The organism is Actinomadura citrea, from assembly GCF_013409045.1.
Classification (GTDB): Bacteria; Actinomycetota; Actinomycetes; order Streptosporangiales; family Streptosporangiaceae; genus Spirillospora; species Spirillospora citrea.
In genome coordinates this window covers 6,878,327-6,893,486 of record NZ_JACCBT010000001.1, presented here as the reverse complement: position 1 = coordinate 6,893,486, position 15,160 = coordinate 6,878,327, and the positions used below count along the sequence as shown (strand labels likewise).

13 protein-coding genes are annotated in these 15,160 nt (G+C 72.0%); 9 read left to right on the top strand and 4 right to left on the bottom strand.

The window, feature by feature from the left end; genetic code table 11:
- Positions 1–35 precede the first annotated feature (35 nt).
- From tig to clpX, 4 genes are all read left to right on the top strand, one after another.
- A complete protein-coding gene (gene tig, locus BJ999_RS31660) occupies positions 36–1,523 on the top strand; it encodes a trigger factor (protein ID WP_179836653.1) in 1,488 nt (495 codons plus the stop codon).
- Positions 1,524–1,774: 251 nt separating this feature from the next.
- A complete protein-coding gene (locus tag BJ999_RS31655) occupies positions 1,775–2,407 on the top strand; it encodes a ClpP family protease (RefSeq protein WP_089309497.1) in 633 nt (210 codons plus the stop codon).
- Between the two features lie 76 nt (positions 2,408–2,483).
- The gene (locus tag BJ999_RS31650; protein WP_179836652.1) at positions 2,484–3,131 is read left to right on the top strand and encodes an ATP-dependent Clp protease proteolytic subunit; all 648 of its coding nucleotides are present in this window, start codon (positions 2,484–2,486) and stop codon (positions 3,129–3,131) included.
- Between the two features lie 172 nt (positions 3,132–3,303).
- Positions 3,304–4,578, top strand: a complete 1,275-nt coding sequence (gene clpX / locus BJ999_RS31645) for an ATP-dependent Clp protease ATP-binding subunit ClpX (protein WP_179836651.1) — start codon at positions 3,304–3,306, stop codon at positions 4,576–4,578.
- Positions 4,579–4,661: 83 nt separating this feature from the next.
- Here clpX and BJ999_RS31640 read toward each other — a convergent pair whose 3' ends face one another.
- Positions 4,662–5,258 carry a TetR/AcrR family transcriptional regulator gene (locus BJ999_RS31640; RefSeq protein ID WP_179836650.1) on the bottom strand — a complete coding sequence of 199 codons (597 nt, stop codon included), beginning with the start codon at positions 5,256–5,258 and terminating at the stop codon, positions 4,662–4,664.
- 65 nt (positions 5,259–5,323) lie between these two features.
- Between BJ999_RS31640 and BJ999_RS31635 the strand changes: the two genes are divergently transcribed.
- Positions 5,324–6,487 carry an SGNH/GDSL hydrolase family protein gene (locus tag BJ999_RS31635; protein ID WP_179836649.1) on the top strand — a complete coding sequence of 388 codons (1,164 nt, stop codon included), beginning with the start codon at positions 5,324–5,326 and terminating at the stop codon, positions 6,485–6,487.
- Between the two features lie 21 nt (positions 6,488–6,508).
- Here BJ999_RS31635 and BJ999_RS31630 read toward each other — a convergent pair whose 3' ends face one another.
- Complete coding sequence (locus tag BJ999_RS31630) at positions 6,509–7,162, bottom strand: response regulator transcription factor (RefSeq protein WP_179836648.1); 654 nt, start codon at positions 7,160–7,162, stop codon at positions 6,509–6,511.
- The gene (locus BJ999_RS31625) at positions 7,159–7,959 is read right to left on the bottom strand and encodes a sensor histidine kinase (protein ID WP_179836647.1); all 801 of its coding nucleotides are present in this window, start codon (positions 7,957–7,959) and stop codon (positions 7,159–7,161) included. Before BJ999_RS31625 ends, BJ999_RS31630 begins: the two co-directional genes overlap by 4 nt.
- 384 nt (positions 7,960–8,343) lie before the next feature.
- On the opposite strand from BJ999_RS31625, the gene BJ999_RS31620 reads away from it, so the two are divergent.
- Positions 8,344–10,965, top strand: a complete 2,622-nt coding sequence (locus BJ999_RS31620; protein WP_179836646.1) for a valine--tRNA ligase — start codon at positions 8,344–8,346, stop codon at positions 10,963–10,965.
- 136 nt (positions 10,966–11,101) lie between these two features.
- Positions 11,102–12,082 (top strand): hypothetical protein, encoded by a 981-nt coding sequence (locus BJ999_RS44120; RefSeq protein ID WP_179836645.1) that lies wholly within the window; start codon positions 11,102–11,104, stop codon positions 12,080–12,082.
- Here BJ999_RS44120 and BJ999_RS31610 read toward each other — a convergent pair.
- Complete coding sequence (locus tag BJ999_RS31610; protein ID WP_179836644.1) at positions 12,054–13,256, bottom strand: folylpolyglutamate synthase/dihydrofolate synthase family protein; 1,203 nt, start codon at positions 13,254–13,256, stop codon at positions 12,054–12,056. The two genes, BJ999_RS44120 and BJ999_RS31610, sit on opposite strands and share 29 nt — an antisense overlap.
- A gap of 107 nt (positions 13,257–13,363) precedes the next feature.
- Here BJ999_RS31610 and BJ999_RS31605 point away from each other — a divergent pair, with 107 nt between their 5' ends.
- Both BJ999_RS31605 and BJ999_RS31600 read left to right on the top strand, forming a co-directional pair.
- The gene (locus BJ999_RS31605) at positions 13,364–14,734 is read left to right on the top strand and encodes a bifunctional folylpolyglutamate synthase/dihydrofolate synthase (RefSeq protein WP_179838948.1); all 1,371 of its coding nucleotides are present in this window, start codon (positions 13,364–13,366) and stop codon (positions 14,732–14,734) included.
- 5 nt (positions 14,735–14,739) lie between these two features.
- On the top strand, positions 14,740–15,084 hold the full coding sequence (locus tag BJ999_RS31600) for a DUF4233 domain-containing protein (RefSeq protein ID WP_179836643.1): 345 nt from the start codon (positions 14,740–14,742) through the stop codon (positions 15,082–15,084).
- Positions 15,085–15,160: the final 76 nt, after the last annotated feature.

Sequence of the window (15,160 nt, the reverse complement as noted above, 5' to 3'; positions counted from 1 at the left end):
GCCGAGACAGCGCCCGATCAAGGAGACCGACCCCAGTGAAGACCGATGTCGAGGAGCTGACCCCCACGCGGGTCAAGCTCACCGTCGAGGTTCCGTTCGACGAGCTCAAGCCGAACCTCGACAAGGCGTACAAGGAGATCTCGCAGCAGGTGCGGATCAAGGGCTTCCGGCCCGGCAAGGTTCCCGCCCCGCTGATCGACAAGTACGTCGGCCGGGGCGCGGTCCTCCAGGAGGCGGTCAACGACGCGCTTCCCGAGCTGTACGGCCGCGCCGTCGAGGAGTCCGAGATCTTCGTGCTCGGGCAGCCCGACGTCGAGGTGACCGAGCTGGAGGACGGCACCCAGTTCGCCTTCACCGCCGAGGTCGACATCCGGCCGAAGTTCGAGGTGCCCGACTACGACGGCCTGGAGGTCGTCGTCGAGGACGCCGAGGTCACCGACGAGCAGGTCGGCGAGACCATCGACAACCTCCGCGAGCGCTTCGCCTCCCTCACCGGCGCCGAGCGCGCGGCCGAGGACGGCGACTTCGCCACCATCGACCTCGTCGCGCGGATCGACGGCGAGGAGATCGAGGACGCCTCGACCACCGGTTACTCCTACGAGGTCGGCAGCAACTCCGCGATCGAGGGCCTGGACGAGGCCCTCGTCGGCCTCGCCGCGGGCGAGGACAAGACCTTCACCGGCACCCTGGTCGGCGGCGAGCACGCCGGCGAGGAGGCCGAGATCACGGTCACCGTGCAGAGCGTCAAGGTGAAGAACCTGCCCGACCTGGACGACGAGTTCGCCCAGCTCGCCAGCGAGTTCGACACGATCGAGGAGCTGCGCGAGGACGTGCGCGTCCGGCTCGGCCGGCAGGTGAAGCTGCAGCAGCTGTCCGAGGCGCGCGACAAGGCCCTTGAGGCGCTCCTGGAGAAGGTCGACATCCCGCTTCCCGACAAGGTCGTGGAAGAGGAGGTCGACCGCCGCAACCAGCAGCTGGAGCAGCAGCTCCAGATGGCGGGCATGACCAGGGACGACTACCTCAAGGAAGAGGAGAAGACCGCCGAGGAGTTCGACACCGAGGTCGCCGACGCGGCCCGGCTCGCGGTCAAGGGCGGCTTCGTGCTCGACCAGCTCGCCGTCCAGGAGGAGCTGAACGTCGAGAACGAGGAGCTCAGCGAGTACGTCGTCACGCAGGCGATGCAGATGGGCGTGCAGCCGCAGCAGCTCGCCGAGTACCTGACGCAGAACAACCAGCTCCCGGCGATCGTCTCGGAGGTGCTGCGCAGCAAGGCGCTGAACCTCGTGGTCGAGCACGTCACGGTCAAGGACGAGTCGGGCAACGAGATCGACGTCGACGCCGTGCAGCGCGAGCTGAACGGCGAGACCGCCCAGGCCGAGGACGCCGCCGAGGACGCCGCCGACGCGGAGGCCGAGGACGGCGCGCAGGAGGAGACCCCCGAGGAGACGGCTGAGGCCGCCGCTGAGGAGGCCCCGGCCGGCGAGGCTGCCGACGAGCAGGACGCCAAGACCAAGGACGCCTAGAGCATTTTCTGGACGTCCGTGAGGCACCGGGCACGCCCCGCACCCGTACGACGGGTGCGGGGCGTGCGCGTGAGCGGGCCCCGCTCGGCCGGGCGCGGCGGCGAAGATCGTCAGCTACGTGCGCGTCGGCCGGGCCGCGCCGGGTACGCCCCTGGCGAAAAGCCGGGCCCCCGGGCGTGAGTGGGCCCGTGAGCGCGTTAATGTCCAATCATCCGAACCGATTAAAAGGACCGGAGGAACACCCGGTGAGCATGCCTCCGACTTTCGACGAGTCGTCGCGGATCCAGGCGCGGGTCGCCGAGGCGCCCCTGTTGCCTCTGGGCGACCAGCTGTTCCAGCGGCTGCTGCGCGAACGCATCGTCTTCCTCGGCCAGCAGGTCGACGACGACATCGCCAACCGCATCTGCGCCGAGCTCCTGCTGCTGTCTGCCGAGGACGGCCGCCGCGACATCACGCTCTACATCAACTCGCCAGGTGGCTCCGTCACCGCCGGCATGGCGATCTACGACATCATGCAGTACGTCCCGAACGACGTCGTCACGGTCGGCATGGGCCTGGCCGCGTCGATGGGCCAGTTCCTGCTGTGCGCGGGCGCCCGGGGCAAGCGGTACGCCCTGCCGCACGCGCGGATCATGATGCACCAGCCGTCCGGCGGCATCGGCGGCACCGCCTCCGACATCAAGATCCAGGCCGAGCAGATGCTGTACGTGAAGAAGACGCTCGCCGAGAAGATCGCCGAGCACACCGGCCAGGAGCTCGACCAGATCGAGCGCGACTCCGACCGGGACCGCTGGTTCACCGCCGACGAGGCCAAGGACTACGGGTTCGTCGACCACGTCGTGCTCAGCGCCACCCAGGTGCCCTCCGAGGGCCCCGTCTCCTGACGACCTCACAACGAATCGGAGGCACACAGTGAGCGACCTCATCCGACCCGTTCTCGGCGATAGGGTCCGGCCCGGCGTGAACGCCGGCGGAACTCCGCGTCCGGTCGACGACCGCTACATCATTCCGTCGTTCGTCGAGCGCACCACGTACGGGGTCAAGGAGATGAACCCGTACAACAAGCTCTTCGAAGAGCGGATCATCTTCCTCGGCGTGCAGATCGACGACGCGTCCGCCAACGACGTGATGGCCCAGCTGATCACGCTGGAGTCGATCGACCCCGACCGCGACATCAGCATCTACATCAACTCGCCGGGCGGCTCGTTCACCGCCATGACGGCGATCTACGACACGATGCAGTTCGTCAAGCCCGAGATCCAGACCGTGTGCATCGGCCAGGCCGCGTCCGCCGCGGCGGTGCTGCTCGCGGCCGGGACGCCGGGCAAGCGGGCGGCGCTGCCCAACTCGCGGATCCTGATCCACCAGCCCGCGACCGAGGGCAGCTACGGCCAGTCCAGCGACATCGAGATCCAGGCCCGCGAGATCATGCGGATCCGCGATCTGCTGGAGACGATCCTGGCCGAGCACAGCGGCAAGAGCGTCGAGGAGGTCCGCCGCGACATCGAGCGCGACAAGATCCTCACGGCGGCCGAGGCCAAGGAGTACGGCCTCATCGACGACGTCTTCGCCAGCAGGAAGCGGAAGGCCGAGGTAGTGTCGTCCTGAGACGGCACGAGGACGAGGGAGTCCCCCAGCCCGGTCGTCACACTTCCGGGCGAGGGGCTTTCCAAGTCCGCTGGAGGCGGTAACGTCGAATCCGACGTCGTGAGCCTCTGGGACGCAACCAGCTGCGCCGCATCCTCCAAGGCTGGCGGCCCCACGAAAAGGAGACGGTTGGGTGGCACGCATCGGCGACGGCGGTGACCTGCTCAAGTGCTCGTTCTGCGGGAAGAGCCAGAAGCAGGTCAAGAAGCTCATCGCGGGCCCGGGCGTGTACATCTGCGACGAGTGCATCGATCTCTGTAACGAGATCATCGAGGAGGAGCTCTCCGAGACCTCCGACCTCAAGTGGGACAACCTGCCCAAACCGCGGGAGATCTACGAGTTCCTCGACTCCTACGTCATCGGGCAGGACACGGCGAAGAAGGCACTGTCCGTCGCCGTCTACAACCACTACAAGCGGATCCAGTCGGGTGACACCGGCCGTGACGACATGGTCGAGCTGGGCAAGTCCAACATCCTGCTCCTCGGTCCCACCGGATCCGGCAAGACGCTGCTCGCGCAGACGCTCGCCAAGCTGCTCAACGTCCCGTTCGCCATCGCGGACGCCACGGCGCTGACGGAGGCGGGCTACGTCGGGGAGGACGTGGAGAACATCCTCCTCAAACTGATCCAGGCGGCCGACTACGACGTCAAGAAGGCCGAGACCGGGATCATCTACATCGACGAGGTCGACAAGATCGCTCGCAAGAGCGAGAACCCGTCGATCACCCGGGACGTGTCGGGGGAGGGCGTCCAGCAGGCCCTGCTGAAGATCCTTGAGGGCACCACCGCGAGCGTCCCGCCGCAGGGCGGCCGCAAGCACCCGCACCAGGAGTTCATCCAGATCGACACCACCAACGTGCTGTTCATCTGCGGCGGCGCGTTCGCCGGCCTGGAGAAGATCGTCGAGTCCCGGGTGGGCAAGCAGGGCATGGGCTTCGGAGCGCAGATCCGCTCCAAGTCCGACTTCGAGGAGTCGTCGGCCGTGCTCGGCGACGTGATGCCCGAGGACCTGCTGAAGTTCGGCATGATCCCCGAGTTCATCGGCCGGCTCCCGGTGATCACCTCCGTGCACAACCTGGACCGCGAGGCCCTGATCAACATCCTCACCGAGCCGAAGAACGCGCTGGTGCGCCAGTACCACCGCCTCTTCGAGCTCGACGGGGTCGACCTGGAGTTCACCGACGACGCCCTGGAGGCCATCGCCGACCAGGCCATCCTGCGCGGCACCGGGGCCCGCGGCCTCCGCGCGATCATGGAGGAGGTGCTCCTGTCGGTGATGTACGAGGTACCGAGCCGCCAGGACGTCGCCCGCGTCGTCATCACCCGCGAGGCGGTCCTGGAGCACGTCAACCCGACCCTCGTCCCGCGCGACCGTCCCAAGCGCGAGCCGCGGGAGAAGTCGGCCTGACACCGCGAGACCCGACACAGCACGAGACCTGACACCGAGAGCAGCGGGCGCCCACACGGCACCGCTGCTCTCGGTGTTCCCGGCTAGGGCCGCGTCCCGCCCGGGGCGGCCTCGCGGGACGGGTGGTTCCTGAGGGCGAAGTCGACCGTGTCGAGCGCCCACGCCCAGGACGCGTCGGCCTTGCGGGGCGTGTGGCCGAAGGAGCCCGCCAGTTCCAGGCTCACATAGCCGTGGAACACGCTGCCGAGGAAGCGCACCGCGTCGGTCTGGTCGGGTTCGGGTAGGTCGTACCCGCGCAGGATGGCCCTCGTCATCTCCGCGTGCCGGGGCCCGGCGCTCGCCGCCGCCGTCTGCGGGTCGAGGTCGAAGCGCGCCGCGGCGTAACGCCCGGGATGCTCCGCCGCGTAGGCGCGGTAGGCGCCGGCGCACGCCACGAGAGCGTCCTTTCCCGCGCGCCCCGCCACCGCGCTCGCGACATGGTCGGCCAGTTCCTCCAGGGCCAGCAGCGCGACCCGCACCTTCAGCTCCCGCGCGTTCTCGATGTGCGCGTACAGGCTCGGGTCCTTGACGCCGAGCCTGCGCGCCACCGCCGAGACGGTCAGCCGGTCGAACCCGATCTCGTCGGCCAGCTCCGCCGCCGTCCGGGCGAGGCGTCCGGGGGTGATGCCCGCGCGCGCCATGGGACCTCCGTACCTAGAGTAACTTGGTATCTGCCTAATTCTATTAGGAAGCGAGGGAGACGGGAATGACCGAGTGGACCACCACCCCCATCGACACGCGCATCGTGCGCGGCGCGCTCGAACTGGAGCGGACCGGCCGCGGAGTGCTGCCGCACCGGCTGCCCCTCGCCGCCCGCGTCCAGTTCCCGGACGAGTACCTGGCGAGGACGGAGGAGCAGCCGTCCGGCGTGCGGCTGGTCTTCCGCACCCGGGCCACCGCGGTGGAACTGGACGTCCTGCCCACCAAGCGGGCCTACGAGGGCACCCCGCCGCAGCCGGACGGTTTCTACGACCTCGTGATCGACGGGCGCCCGGCGGGCCGGGGCAGCGTGCCCGGCGGGAACCTGACCGTCATCGACATGGCGACCCAGAAGGCGGTCACCACCCCGGGAGAGCCCGGCACCCTCCGGTTCGCGGGCCTGGCCCCCGAGGCGAAGGACGTGGAGATCTGGCTGCCGCAGGTCGAGCCCACCGAGCTGATCGCGCTGCGCACCGACGCCCCCGCCGAGCCCGTCCCGGACCGCGGGAGCCCCGTGTGGCTCCACCACGGCAGTTCGATCAGCCACGGCTCCACCGCCGCCGGCCCCACCTCCACCTGGCCCGCGGTGGCCGCCGCCCGCGGCGGGGCGAACCTGATCAATCTCGGCTTCGGCGGCAACGCGCTGCTCGACCCGTTCACCGCCCGCGCCATCCGCGACACCCCCGCCGACCTGATCAGCCTCAAGATCGGCATCAACGTCGCGAACGCCGACGCGATGCGCCTGCGCGCGTTCGGGCCCGCCGTGCACGGCTTCCTCGACACCGTCCGCGAGGGGCACCCCGAGACGCCGCTGCTGCTCGTCTCGCCGATCCTGTGCCCCGTCCAGGAGCGGACGCCGGGTCCGCTGGCCCCCGACCCCGGCGCTCCGCGACTGCGGTTCCGGGCTCTGGGCGACCCGGCGGAGGTCGCGAGCGGGCGCCTGACGCTCACCGTCATCAGGGACGCGCTGGCCGGGATCGCCGCGCGGCGCGCCGAGGACGATCCCCACCTGCACTATCTCGACGGCCGCGTGCTCTACGGCGAGGCCGACTACGCGGAGCTGCCCCTGCCGGACGAGGTCCACCCGGCCCCCGAAAGCCACCGCCGCATCGGAGAACGCTTCGCCGCACTGGTCTTCGAGAGCGAGCACGGAGCCTTCGCGGCCCGCTGAGCCGGGGGAGGGCCGGAGGGGTCAGCCGCGGGACTCGCCGAGGCCGGCCTCGCGGGCCAGGACGATGGCCTGGGCGCGGTCGGCGACGTGCAGCTTCATGAAGATGTTCGAGACGTGGTTGCGGACGGTCTTCTGGCTGAGGTAGAGCGTCCCGGCGATCTCGGTGTTGCTGCGGCCCTGCGCGATCAGTTCGAGGACCTCCCGCTCCCGCTCGGTGAGCTGCGGGAACGCGGCCTGCCGCGGGTCGGGCATGTCGGTGAAGTAGGTGAGCACGCGGCGTGCGATCTCCGGGCCGTAGATGGCCTCGCCCGCCGCGACCGCCTTCACGGCGCGGGCGATCTCCTCCGCGCCCGACTCCTTCAGCAGGTAGCCGCGGGCGCCGGCGCGCATCGCCGCGAAGACAGAGTCGTCGTCGCGGAACATCGTCAGCACCAGCACGCCGATGCGCGGGCTGGTGCGGGTGATGGTGCGGGTCGCCTCGATGCCGTTGCCGCCGGGCATGTGCAGGTCCATGATGACGACGTCCGGCTGCAGCTCCGCCGCCAGCCGCACCGCGCCCGGCCCGTTCTCCGCCTCGCCGACGACCTCCACCCCGAGCGCCTGCAGCAGGCCCTTCAGCCCCTGCCGGAACACCGGGTGGTCGTCGGTGATGAGCACCCGGATGGTCTCGGTCATCTCCGCCCGTCTCTTCCGATCGAGGGACGATGGTACCCGGCGGCGATCCGCGCGGCGGCGAGCGGGAGCCGGACGGTGACGACGGTCCCGCCGCCGTTCCGGGACGTGATCGCGCAGCTGCCGCCGACCTCGGCGGCCCACTCCCTCATCGCGGCCAGGCCCCGGCGCGGCTTCGGCTGGCCTCCGTTGCGGGCGGCGTCCGGCAGGCCGGGTCCGGTGTCGGCGACCATCAGGTGCAGGTCGGCGTCCCGGCTCAGCCTGACCGTCGCGGTGCTCTCGGGCGCGTGCAGCCGGACGTTCGTCAGCGCCTCCTGCACGATCCGGTACGCCGCGACCTCCACCGCGGCGGGCAGCCCCGCGGGCTCGCCGTCGAACCGGACGTCCACCCGCTCGCAGCAGCCGTCGGCGAACGACTCGATCGCCGCGACGAGGCCGAGGTCGTCCAGCGCCGGGGGCCGCAGCCCGTGCGCCAGGTCCCGGATCTCCCCGACGGCGGTCGCCAGCCGGTCCCTCACCTCGGCGAGCAGGGGGTCCATCCGCTCCGGCTCGCCGGCGAGGGTGATGCGGGCCGCGTCCAGCGACATCGCGAGGCTGGCGAGCGTCGGCCCGAGCCCGTCGTGCAGGTCGTGCCGCAGCTGGCGGCGCTCCTCCTCCCGGCTGGCGAGGATGCGCTCCCGCGAGCGCTGCAGGTCGGCGGTGAGACGGCGGAGGTGAGGGATGGTCGCGGCGCGTGCCGCCACGGCCCCCGCTGTGAACGCGCCGGCCAGCACGGTGGCGCGTGCCAGTACCGCTCGCATCCCGTCCCTCTCCTCCGTCCCGCCGTCGCGGAACTTCGCCGCCACCCTTTCCGGGGAGGCGACCCGGTGTCAGGTGACCAGTGTCCCGACCGCGGCGGGAAAACGCTCTCTGGCCCGCCCCGCCGCGTGTCGCGGACGTCGCGCAGGACGCTGGCCAGGCCGATGCCCGCGCACGGCGCACCGACTCGCACGGTGGTCGTGGACATGGTCCGGGCCCGGTCCGGCCGCCGGCCGGGCGGTCGGGCGGTGGTTCCGGTCGACCGGATCAGGGTGATCGGCGTGAACGTGGACTGCGCGACGGGGTGCTCGCCGGCGCGGATTCCTCCGCGCGCCGGGCCGTCCCCGGGGCCGTCCACCCCCGGCGTCCCCGTAGAATCGTCAGCCGTGACACAGCCCAGCACTGAGCGCGGCCAGGGCGCCGCCGCGGACGTCGACCTTCCCACCCAGTACCGACCGGCCGATGTCGAGGGCCGGCTCTACGAGCGGTGGGTATCGGCGGGGCTGTTCACCGCCGACCCGGAACGCGCGCCGGAGCGGCCCGCCTTCTCCATCGTGATCCCACCGCCGAACGTGACCGGCTCGCTGCACATGGGGCACGCCCTCGACCACTCCATCCAGGACACCCTCGTCCGGCGCCGCCGGATGCAGGGCCACGAGGTGGTGTGGGTGCCGGGCATGGACCACGCGGGCATCGCCACGCAGAACGTCGTGGAGCGCGAGCTGGCCAAGGAGGGCCTGTCGCGGCACGACCTCGGGCGCTCCGACTTCGTCGAGCGGGTCTGGCAGTGGAAGGCGGAGTCCGGCGGCCGCATCCTCGGTCAGATGCGCCGCCTCGGCGACGGCGTCGACTGGACGCGCGAGGCGTTCACGATGGACGACGACCGTGCCCGCGCCGTCCGGACGATCTTCAAGCGGCTGTTCGACGACGGCCTGATCTACCGCGCCGAGCGCATCATCAACTGGTGCCCGCGCTGCCTGACGGCGCTGTCGGACATCGAGGTCGAGCACGAGGAGGTCGACGGCGAGCTGGTCTCGATCCGGTACGGGTCGGGCGAGGACGAGATCGTCGTCGCGACCACCCGGGCGGAGACGATGCTCGGCGACACCGCCGTGGCCGTCCACCCGGAGGACGCCCGGTACGCGCACATGGTCGGGCGGGAGATCGAGCTCCCGCTGACCGGCCGCCGCATCCCGGTCGTCGCCGACGAGCACGTCGACCCCGCGTTCGGCACCGGCGCAGTCAAGGTGACCCCCGCGCACGACCCGAACGACTTCGAGATCGGGCGGCGGCACTCGCTGCCGTCCCTGTCGGTCATGGACGAGCGGGGCAACGTCACCGCGCCGGGCCCGTTCGCGGGGCTGGACCGGTTCGAGGCGCGCCCGGCGGTCGTGGCCGCGCTGCGCGAGCAGGGCCGGATCGTCAAGGAGGTCCGCCCCTACAAGCACTCGGTCGGGCACTGCCAGCGCTGCTCCACGGTCGTCGAGCCGCGCGTGTCGCTGCAGTGGTTCGTCAAGGTCGAGTCGCTGGCGCGGGCCGCGGGCGACGCCGTCCGCGACGGCCGCGTCAAGATCCACCCGCCGGAGATGGCCTCCCGCTACTTCGAGTGGGTCGACAACATGCACGACTGGTGCATCAGCCGCCAGCTGTGGTGGGGGCACCGGATCCCGGTCTGGTACGGGCCGGACGGCGAGGTCGTCTGCCCGGGCCCGGACGAGGAGCCGCCCGCCGGATGGACGCGGGACTCCGACGTCCTCGACACGTGGTTCTCCTCGGCGCTGTGGCCGTTCTCGACGCTCGGCTGGCCCGACGAGACGCCCGACCTGAAGCGGTTCTACCCCACGTCCGTCCTGGTCACGGGCTACGACATCCTGTTCTTCTGGGTCGCCCGCATGATGATGTTCGGGCTGTACGCGATGGACGGCGTCCAGCCGTTCGACACCATCGCCCTGCACGGGATGGTCCGCGACCAGTTCGGCAAGAAGATGTCCAAGTCGTTCGGGAACGTCATCGACCCGCTCGACTGGATCGACGCCTACGGCGCCGACGCGACCCGCTTCACGCTGCTGCGCGGCGCGAACCCGGGCGGCGACGTCCCGGTGGCCGAGGAGTGGGCGCAGGGCTCGCGCAACTTCTGCAACAAGCTGTGGAACGCGACCCGGTTCGCGCTCATCAACGGCGCGCACACCCGCGGCGCCATGCCCGCCGAGCTCTCCACGGTCGACGCCTGGGTCCTGTCCCGGCTGCACGCGGTGATCGCCGAGGTCGACGCGCACCTGGAGGCGTTCGACTTCGCGAAGGCGTGCGAGGCGCTCTACCACTTCGCCTGGGACGAGGTCTGCGACTGGTACGTGGAGCTGGCCAAGGTGCAGCTCGCCGACGAGCGCGCCGAGGCGACCCGCCGCGTGCTCGGCGAGGTCTTCGACAACCTGCTGCGGCTGCTGCACCCGGTCGTCCCGTTCGTCACCGAGGAGCTGTGGACGTCTCTCACCGGCGCGGAGACGGTCGTCACCGCGCCGTGGCCGACCGCCGACCCGGCGCGGCGCGACGGCGGCGCCGAGGAGCTCGTCGGCTCGCTCCAGCGGATGGTGACCGAGGTGCGGCGGTTCCGCGCCGACCAGGGCCTCAAGCCCGGTCAGCGGGTCGCCGCGCGGATCGAGTGGAACGGCTCCGCCCTGCACCGCCACGAGGACGGCATCCGCTCGCTGCTGCGCCTCACCGAGCCGGAGGACGGCTTCTCCTCGACGGCGTCCCTGCCGGTCGAGGACGTGAAGGTGCACCTCGACACCGCCGGGGCGATCGACGTCGCCGCCGAGCGCAAGCGGCTGGAGAAGGACCTGGCCGCCGCCCGCAAGGAGGTCGACCAGGCGCGGCGCAAGCTCGGAAACGAGGCGTTCATGGCGAAGGCGCCCGAGGCGGTCGTGGCGAAGAACCGCGACCGGCTCGCCCAGGCGGAGTCCGACATCGGCAGGCTGGAGGCCCAGCTGGCCGCGCTCCCGGCGGGCTGACCCCCGCCGGCGGGCCGGCCGGGCCGCTCTTGACACGGGTGCTGACACGGCGATCCTTCGGCACGGCGGCGCCTGCCGCAGTTACGATCCGGTAGGGCCCGTGGGCCCCTGCGGTATTTGAACTATCGGGAGTGCAATGGCCGATTCACCACCTCGGTCCGGCACGCCGGACTCCCCGTCCGGCGACGACCTGGACGCGGCGCAGGTCATCGAGGACGGTCGCGAACCGGAGGACGACCCGACGCCCTTCGGCGGCGCGCGCCCCTGGTGGTCGGTCGACATCGGCGACGGGACCGGCCCGCACGCGATGGTGAACGGCACCGGCCCGCAGGCCATGCCTCCCCTGCGGGAGGTGTCGGGCCCGCACGCCATGCCGAGGAACGGCACCGGCCCGCACGCGATGCCCGGTTCGGCGAACGGGTCGGGGGCGCTTCCGGTCGTGGGCACGGGCCCGCACGGCGTCCTCCCGAACGGCACCGGCCCGCTGCCGCGGGTGACCGGCGCGCCGGCCGGGCCCGGCGGGCGCCTGCCGAAGCCGCTGCTGGTCGCCGGCGTCGCCGTGGTCGTCGGGATGCTGCTGGTCGCGGGCGCGCTGGCGCTGCGGGCCGGCGGCGCCGGCAAGGACGCCGAGACGGCGGCCGGCCCCGGGCCGTCCAAGAAGGTGATCAAAGCGGGTCCGACGGCCGGGGGCCTGCACAAGGATCCGCTGACCTCGCCGCAGGCGAGCGCCGCCTACCCGTTCCTCGCGGGCGCGGTCGAGGCGGGCGGTGTCCCGGTGGCCGAGAACGGCCTCGCCGTCTACACCGAGGTGCCGGTGCGCAATGTCGACCTGCTGTTCGTGGGCGGGACGGGCCAGATCGGCGATCCTTCCGGCTTCCTGCAGAAGACACAGCCGACCACGTTCATCGCCGGGCAGGACGCCGACCCGGGCCGCAAGGGCGGCAAGGCGGTGTGCGGCACCTTCGCCGTCCTCGCCGAGACCCACACCTACTGCGCTTGGGCGACCAAGGACTCCTTCGGCGTCGTCGCGTCCAACCGGCCCTCGGTGAACCCGCAGTTCCCCCTGATGGCCGACCTGATGCACCGCATCAGGAAGGACGTCGAGAAGCCGAAGTGATGTAGAGGCGCTCAGTGTCGGCGCCCACCGCGTCCAGGACGAGCCCGGTGAAGTAGACCGTGCCGAGGGCGACCACCCGGTGCCCGAGCGTCGCGAGGGACTCGGGAGTGATGGCGGCGGACCCGACCACGTCCCAGCAGGACGGCAGGGTGCGGGTGAACCGCAGGTGCGATGGCGAAAGCCGGACGAACGTCACGGGCAGCGAGCCGAGTTCGGCGATGGCGCCGTCCAGGTCCTTGTGGTCGGGGAGGCAGACCACGACGTGGTCGATGGTCCCCCAGGCATCCCAGGCGGCGCCGAGGGCGGCGGCGACCCCGGCCCGGTCGATCGCGGAGTCGACCAGCAGCCGCGTGGCCGACCCGGGCACGTCGTGCCAGGACAGGCGGCCGGGCAGGGCGATCGAGGACAGCGCGGCCCGCACCGTTGCGGCCGCGGGCTCGGCCACTCCGGGGAGACGGCGGGCGGCGACCACGCCCAGTTCGGCCGCCGCGCGCCCGAGACCGGCGGGAAGCAGGTCCGGGGGGAGCGCGCTTCCTCCGGGCCCGACGAACTCCGCGGCGCCGAGCACCCCCGCGACCTCGGCCGACTGCGGCGCCGACAGGACGCGCGTCCGCGGCCCTGCGACACCGAGCTTCTCTTCGGCGATCTCCGCCGGCGTGTCGCCGAGCACCCCGGCGTGCTCGCGGAAGACCGGCGTGATCGCGGCGACGTCCGGCGGGAACAGGGCGACCTCGTCCGACCGTCCGCCCATGCCCGCCTCCAGGACGAGCGCGTCCGCACCGGCGCGGCGCGCGTGCAGGACGCCCGCGATCGTGAAGAGGCCCGACGGCGACAGGTAACCGCCGGACGGCGGCGGGAGCGCGGCCACGGCCTCCCCGAGCACGTCCGCCAGGAAGGCGAGTTCCCCGGCGGAGACGGCGCGCCCGTCCACCCGGATGCGGTCGCGATCGCTGCGCAGCCCGGGGCTCGTGACCGTGCACACGCGGAACCCGGCGGCCCCGAGGAAGGCCGACGCGTAGGTCGCCGCCGTCCCCTTCCCCTTGGAGCCGACGACGGTCAGGACGGGAACGTCCGGCGCGAGGAGGCCCAGCGCGCCCGCGAGGGCGCGGGCCCGCCCGACGTCGCGGGTCTCGCCCGGCGCGCGCCGCTCCCACTCGCCGAAGAACACCTCCATGCCTCCAGTGTGACCCCGGGCGGAGCCGCGCCCACCGCCGAGTAGGCTCTGTGACCGTGAGTCAGGTATCCGAGCCGTCCGATTACAGGGCCACCGTCGGCGCGATCATGGGGCGCGGGGTCGAGTGGGAGATCGACCCGACCCTCGACCGGATCGCCGACCTGGTCGACGTCCTGGGGGCGCCGCACCGCGCGTACCCGGTGATCCACATCGCCGGGACGAACGGCAAGTCCACCACGGCCCGGCTCGTCGAGGCGCTGCTGCGCGAGCGCGGCCTTCGCACCGGGCTCTACACCAGCCCCGAGCTGACGACGCTGCGCGAGCGCATCGCGATCGACGGGGAGCCGATCGGCGAGGAGCGGTTCGTCGAGGCGTTCAACGACGTGCTGCCCTACCTCCAGCTGGTCGACGACAAGCACGAGGCCCGGCTGTCGTTCTTCGAGGTGCTCACCGCGATGGCCTTCGCGGCGTTCGCGGACGCGCCGGTCGACGTGGCGGTGGTCGAGGCCGGCATGGGCGGCGCCTGGGACGCCACGAACGTCGCCGACGGCGCGGTCGCGGTGATCACGCCGATCGGCCTGGACCACACCCGCTACCTGGGCGACACGCTGGAGCAGATCGCCGGGGAGAAGGCGGGCATCATCAAGCCGGGCGCGATCGCCGTGCTGGCGCAGCAGCCGGTCGAGGCCGCCGAGGTGCTGCTGCGGCGGGTCGTGGAGACCGGCGCGACGGCGGCGCGCGAGGGCGTCGAGTACGGCGTGCTGAGCCGGGACGTCGCCGTCGGAGGCCAGCAGATCTCGCTGCGGGGCCTGCACGGCGTCTACGACGACATCTTCCTGCCGCTGTTCGGCGAGCACCAGGCGAGCAACGCCGCGACGGCCCTGGCCGCCGTGGAGGCGTTCGCCGGCGGCGCCCCGACCCGGGGCGAGCCGAACCTGGAGGCCGCGACGCGGATCGCGCCCGGCGAGTCCTTCCTCGGCGGCGAGGAGGGGCAGCTCGACCCGGCCCTGGTCCGCAGCGGCTTCGCCAAGTCGGCCTCGCCGGGCCGGCTGGAGGTCGCCCGGACGGGCCCGACCGTCCTGCTGGACGCGGCGCACAACCCCGCAGGGATGGCCGCGACCGTCGCCACGGTCACCGAGTCGTTCGGCTTCACCCGGCTCGCCGGTGTTCTCGCCATCGCCGTCGACAAGGACGTCGCCGGGGTCCTCGACCAGCTCGAACCGGTGCTGGCCGAGCTGGTGGTGACCCGCAACTCCTCGGCGCGCTCGATGCCGCCCGAGGAACTGGCCGAGATCGCCGAAGGGGTCTTCGGCGCCGAGCGCGTCCATGTCGTCGAGCGGCTGGACGACGCCATCGACCGGGCGATCGGCCTCGCCGAGGAGACCGGGGAGTACCGGGGCGCCGGCGTGCTGATCACCGGCTCGGTGGTCACCGCGGGCGACGCCCGCACGCTGCTGCGCGTCGGGGAGGGCCGGTGACGGGCATGAGCGCGCGGACCGCCGCGAACCCGGCGCGCAGGCTGTTCGCCACGGTGCTGGCGTGCGAGGCCATCGTGATCGCGCTCGCGATCCCGGTGGCGGTGACGGTGCTGGACGTGGACGGCGCGACCGCCGGCGGCGTGTGCGGCGGCCTGGCCGTCGCGTGCGTGGTGCTGGCCGGTCTGCTGCGGTTCCCGTGGGCGGTCCACGCGGGCACGGTCCTGCAGGTGCTGATCATCGCGACCGGGTTCATGGTGCCGGCCATGTTCTTCCTCGGTGTCGTGTTCGGGGCACTTTGGGGAACGGCCATTTGGCTGGGACGCAAGGTGGGCGGCGCTCCGCCGCGCTAGGTTCGCGGGGACGGCACCATTGCGTCCGCCGATTCCCGCGCATTCACCTCATCATCTTATTTGGACATATTTCCTT

Bases quoted from the DNA above. Each gene is read 5' to 3' on its own strand.
- BJ999_RS31635 (WP_179836649.1), top strand. From the start codon at position 5,324: ATGACCGAGTGGACCACCACCCCCATCGACACGCGCATCGTGCGCGGC.
- BJ999_RS31655 (WP_089309497.1), top strand. From the start codon at position 1,775: ATGCCTCCGACTTTCGACGAGTCGTCGCGGATCCAGGCGCGGGTCGCC.
- BJ999_RS31630 (WP_179836648.1), bottom strand. From the start codon at position 7,162: ATGACCGAGACCATCCGGGTGCTCATCACCGACGACCACCCGGTGTTC.
- BJ999_RS31605 (WP_179838948.1), top strand. From the start codon at position 13,364: ATGGGGCGCGGGGTCGAGTGGGAGATCGACCCGACCCTCGACCGGATC.
- BJ999_RS31625 (WP_179836647.1), bottom strand. From the start codon at position 7,959: ATGCGAGCGGTACTGGCACGCGCCACCGTGCTGGCCGGCGCGTTCACA.
- BJ999_RS31610 (WP_179836644.1), bottom strand. From the start codon at position 13,256: ATGGAGGTGTTCTTCGGCGAGTGGGAGCGGCGCGCGCCGGGCGAGACC.
- BJ999_RS31640 (WP_179836650.1), bottom strand. From the start codon at position 5,258: ATGGCGCGCGCGGGCATCACCCCCGGACGCCTCGCCCGGACGGCGGCG.
- BJ999_RS44120 (WP_179836645.1), top strand. From the start codon at position 11,102: ATGGCCGATTCACCACCTCGGTCCGGCACGCCGGACTCCCCGTCCGGC.
- BJ999_RS31600 (WP_179836643.1), top strand. From the start codon at position 14,740: ATGAGCGCGCGGACCGCCGCGAACCCGGCGCGCAGGCTGTTCGCCACG.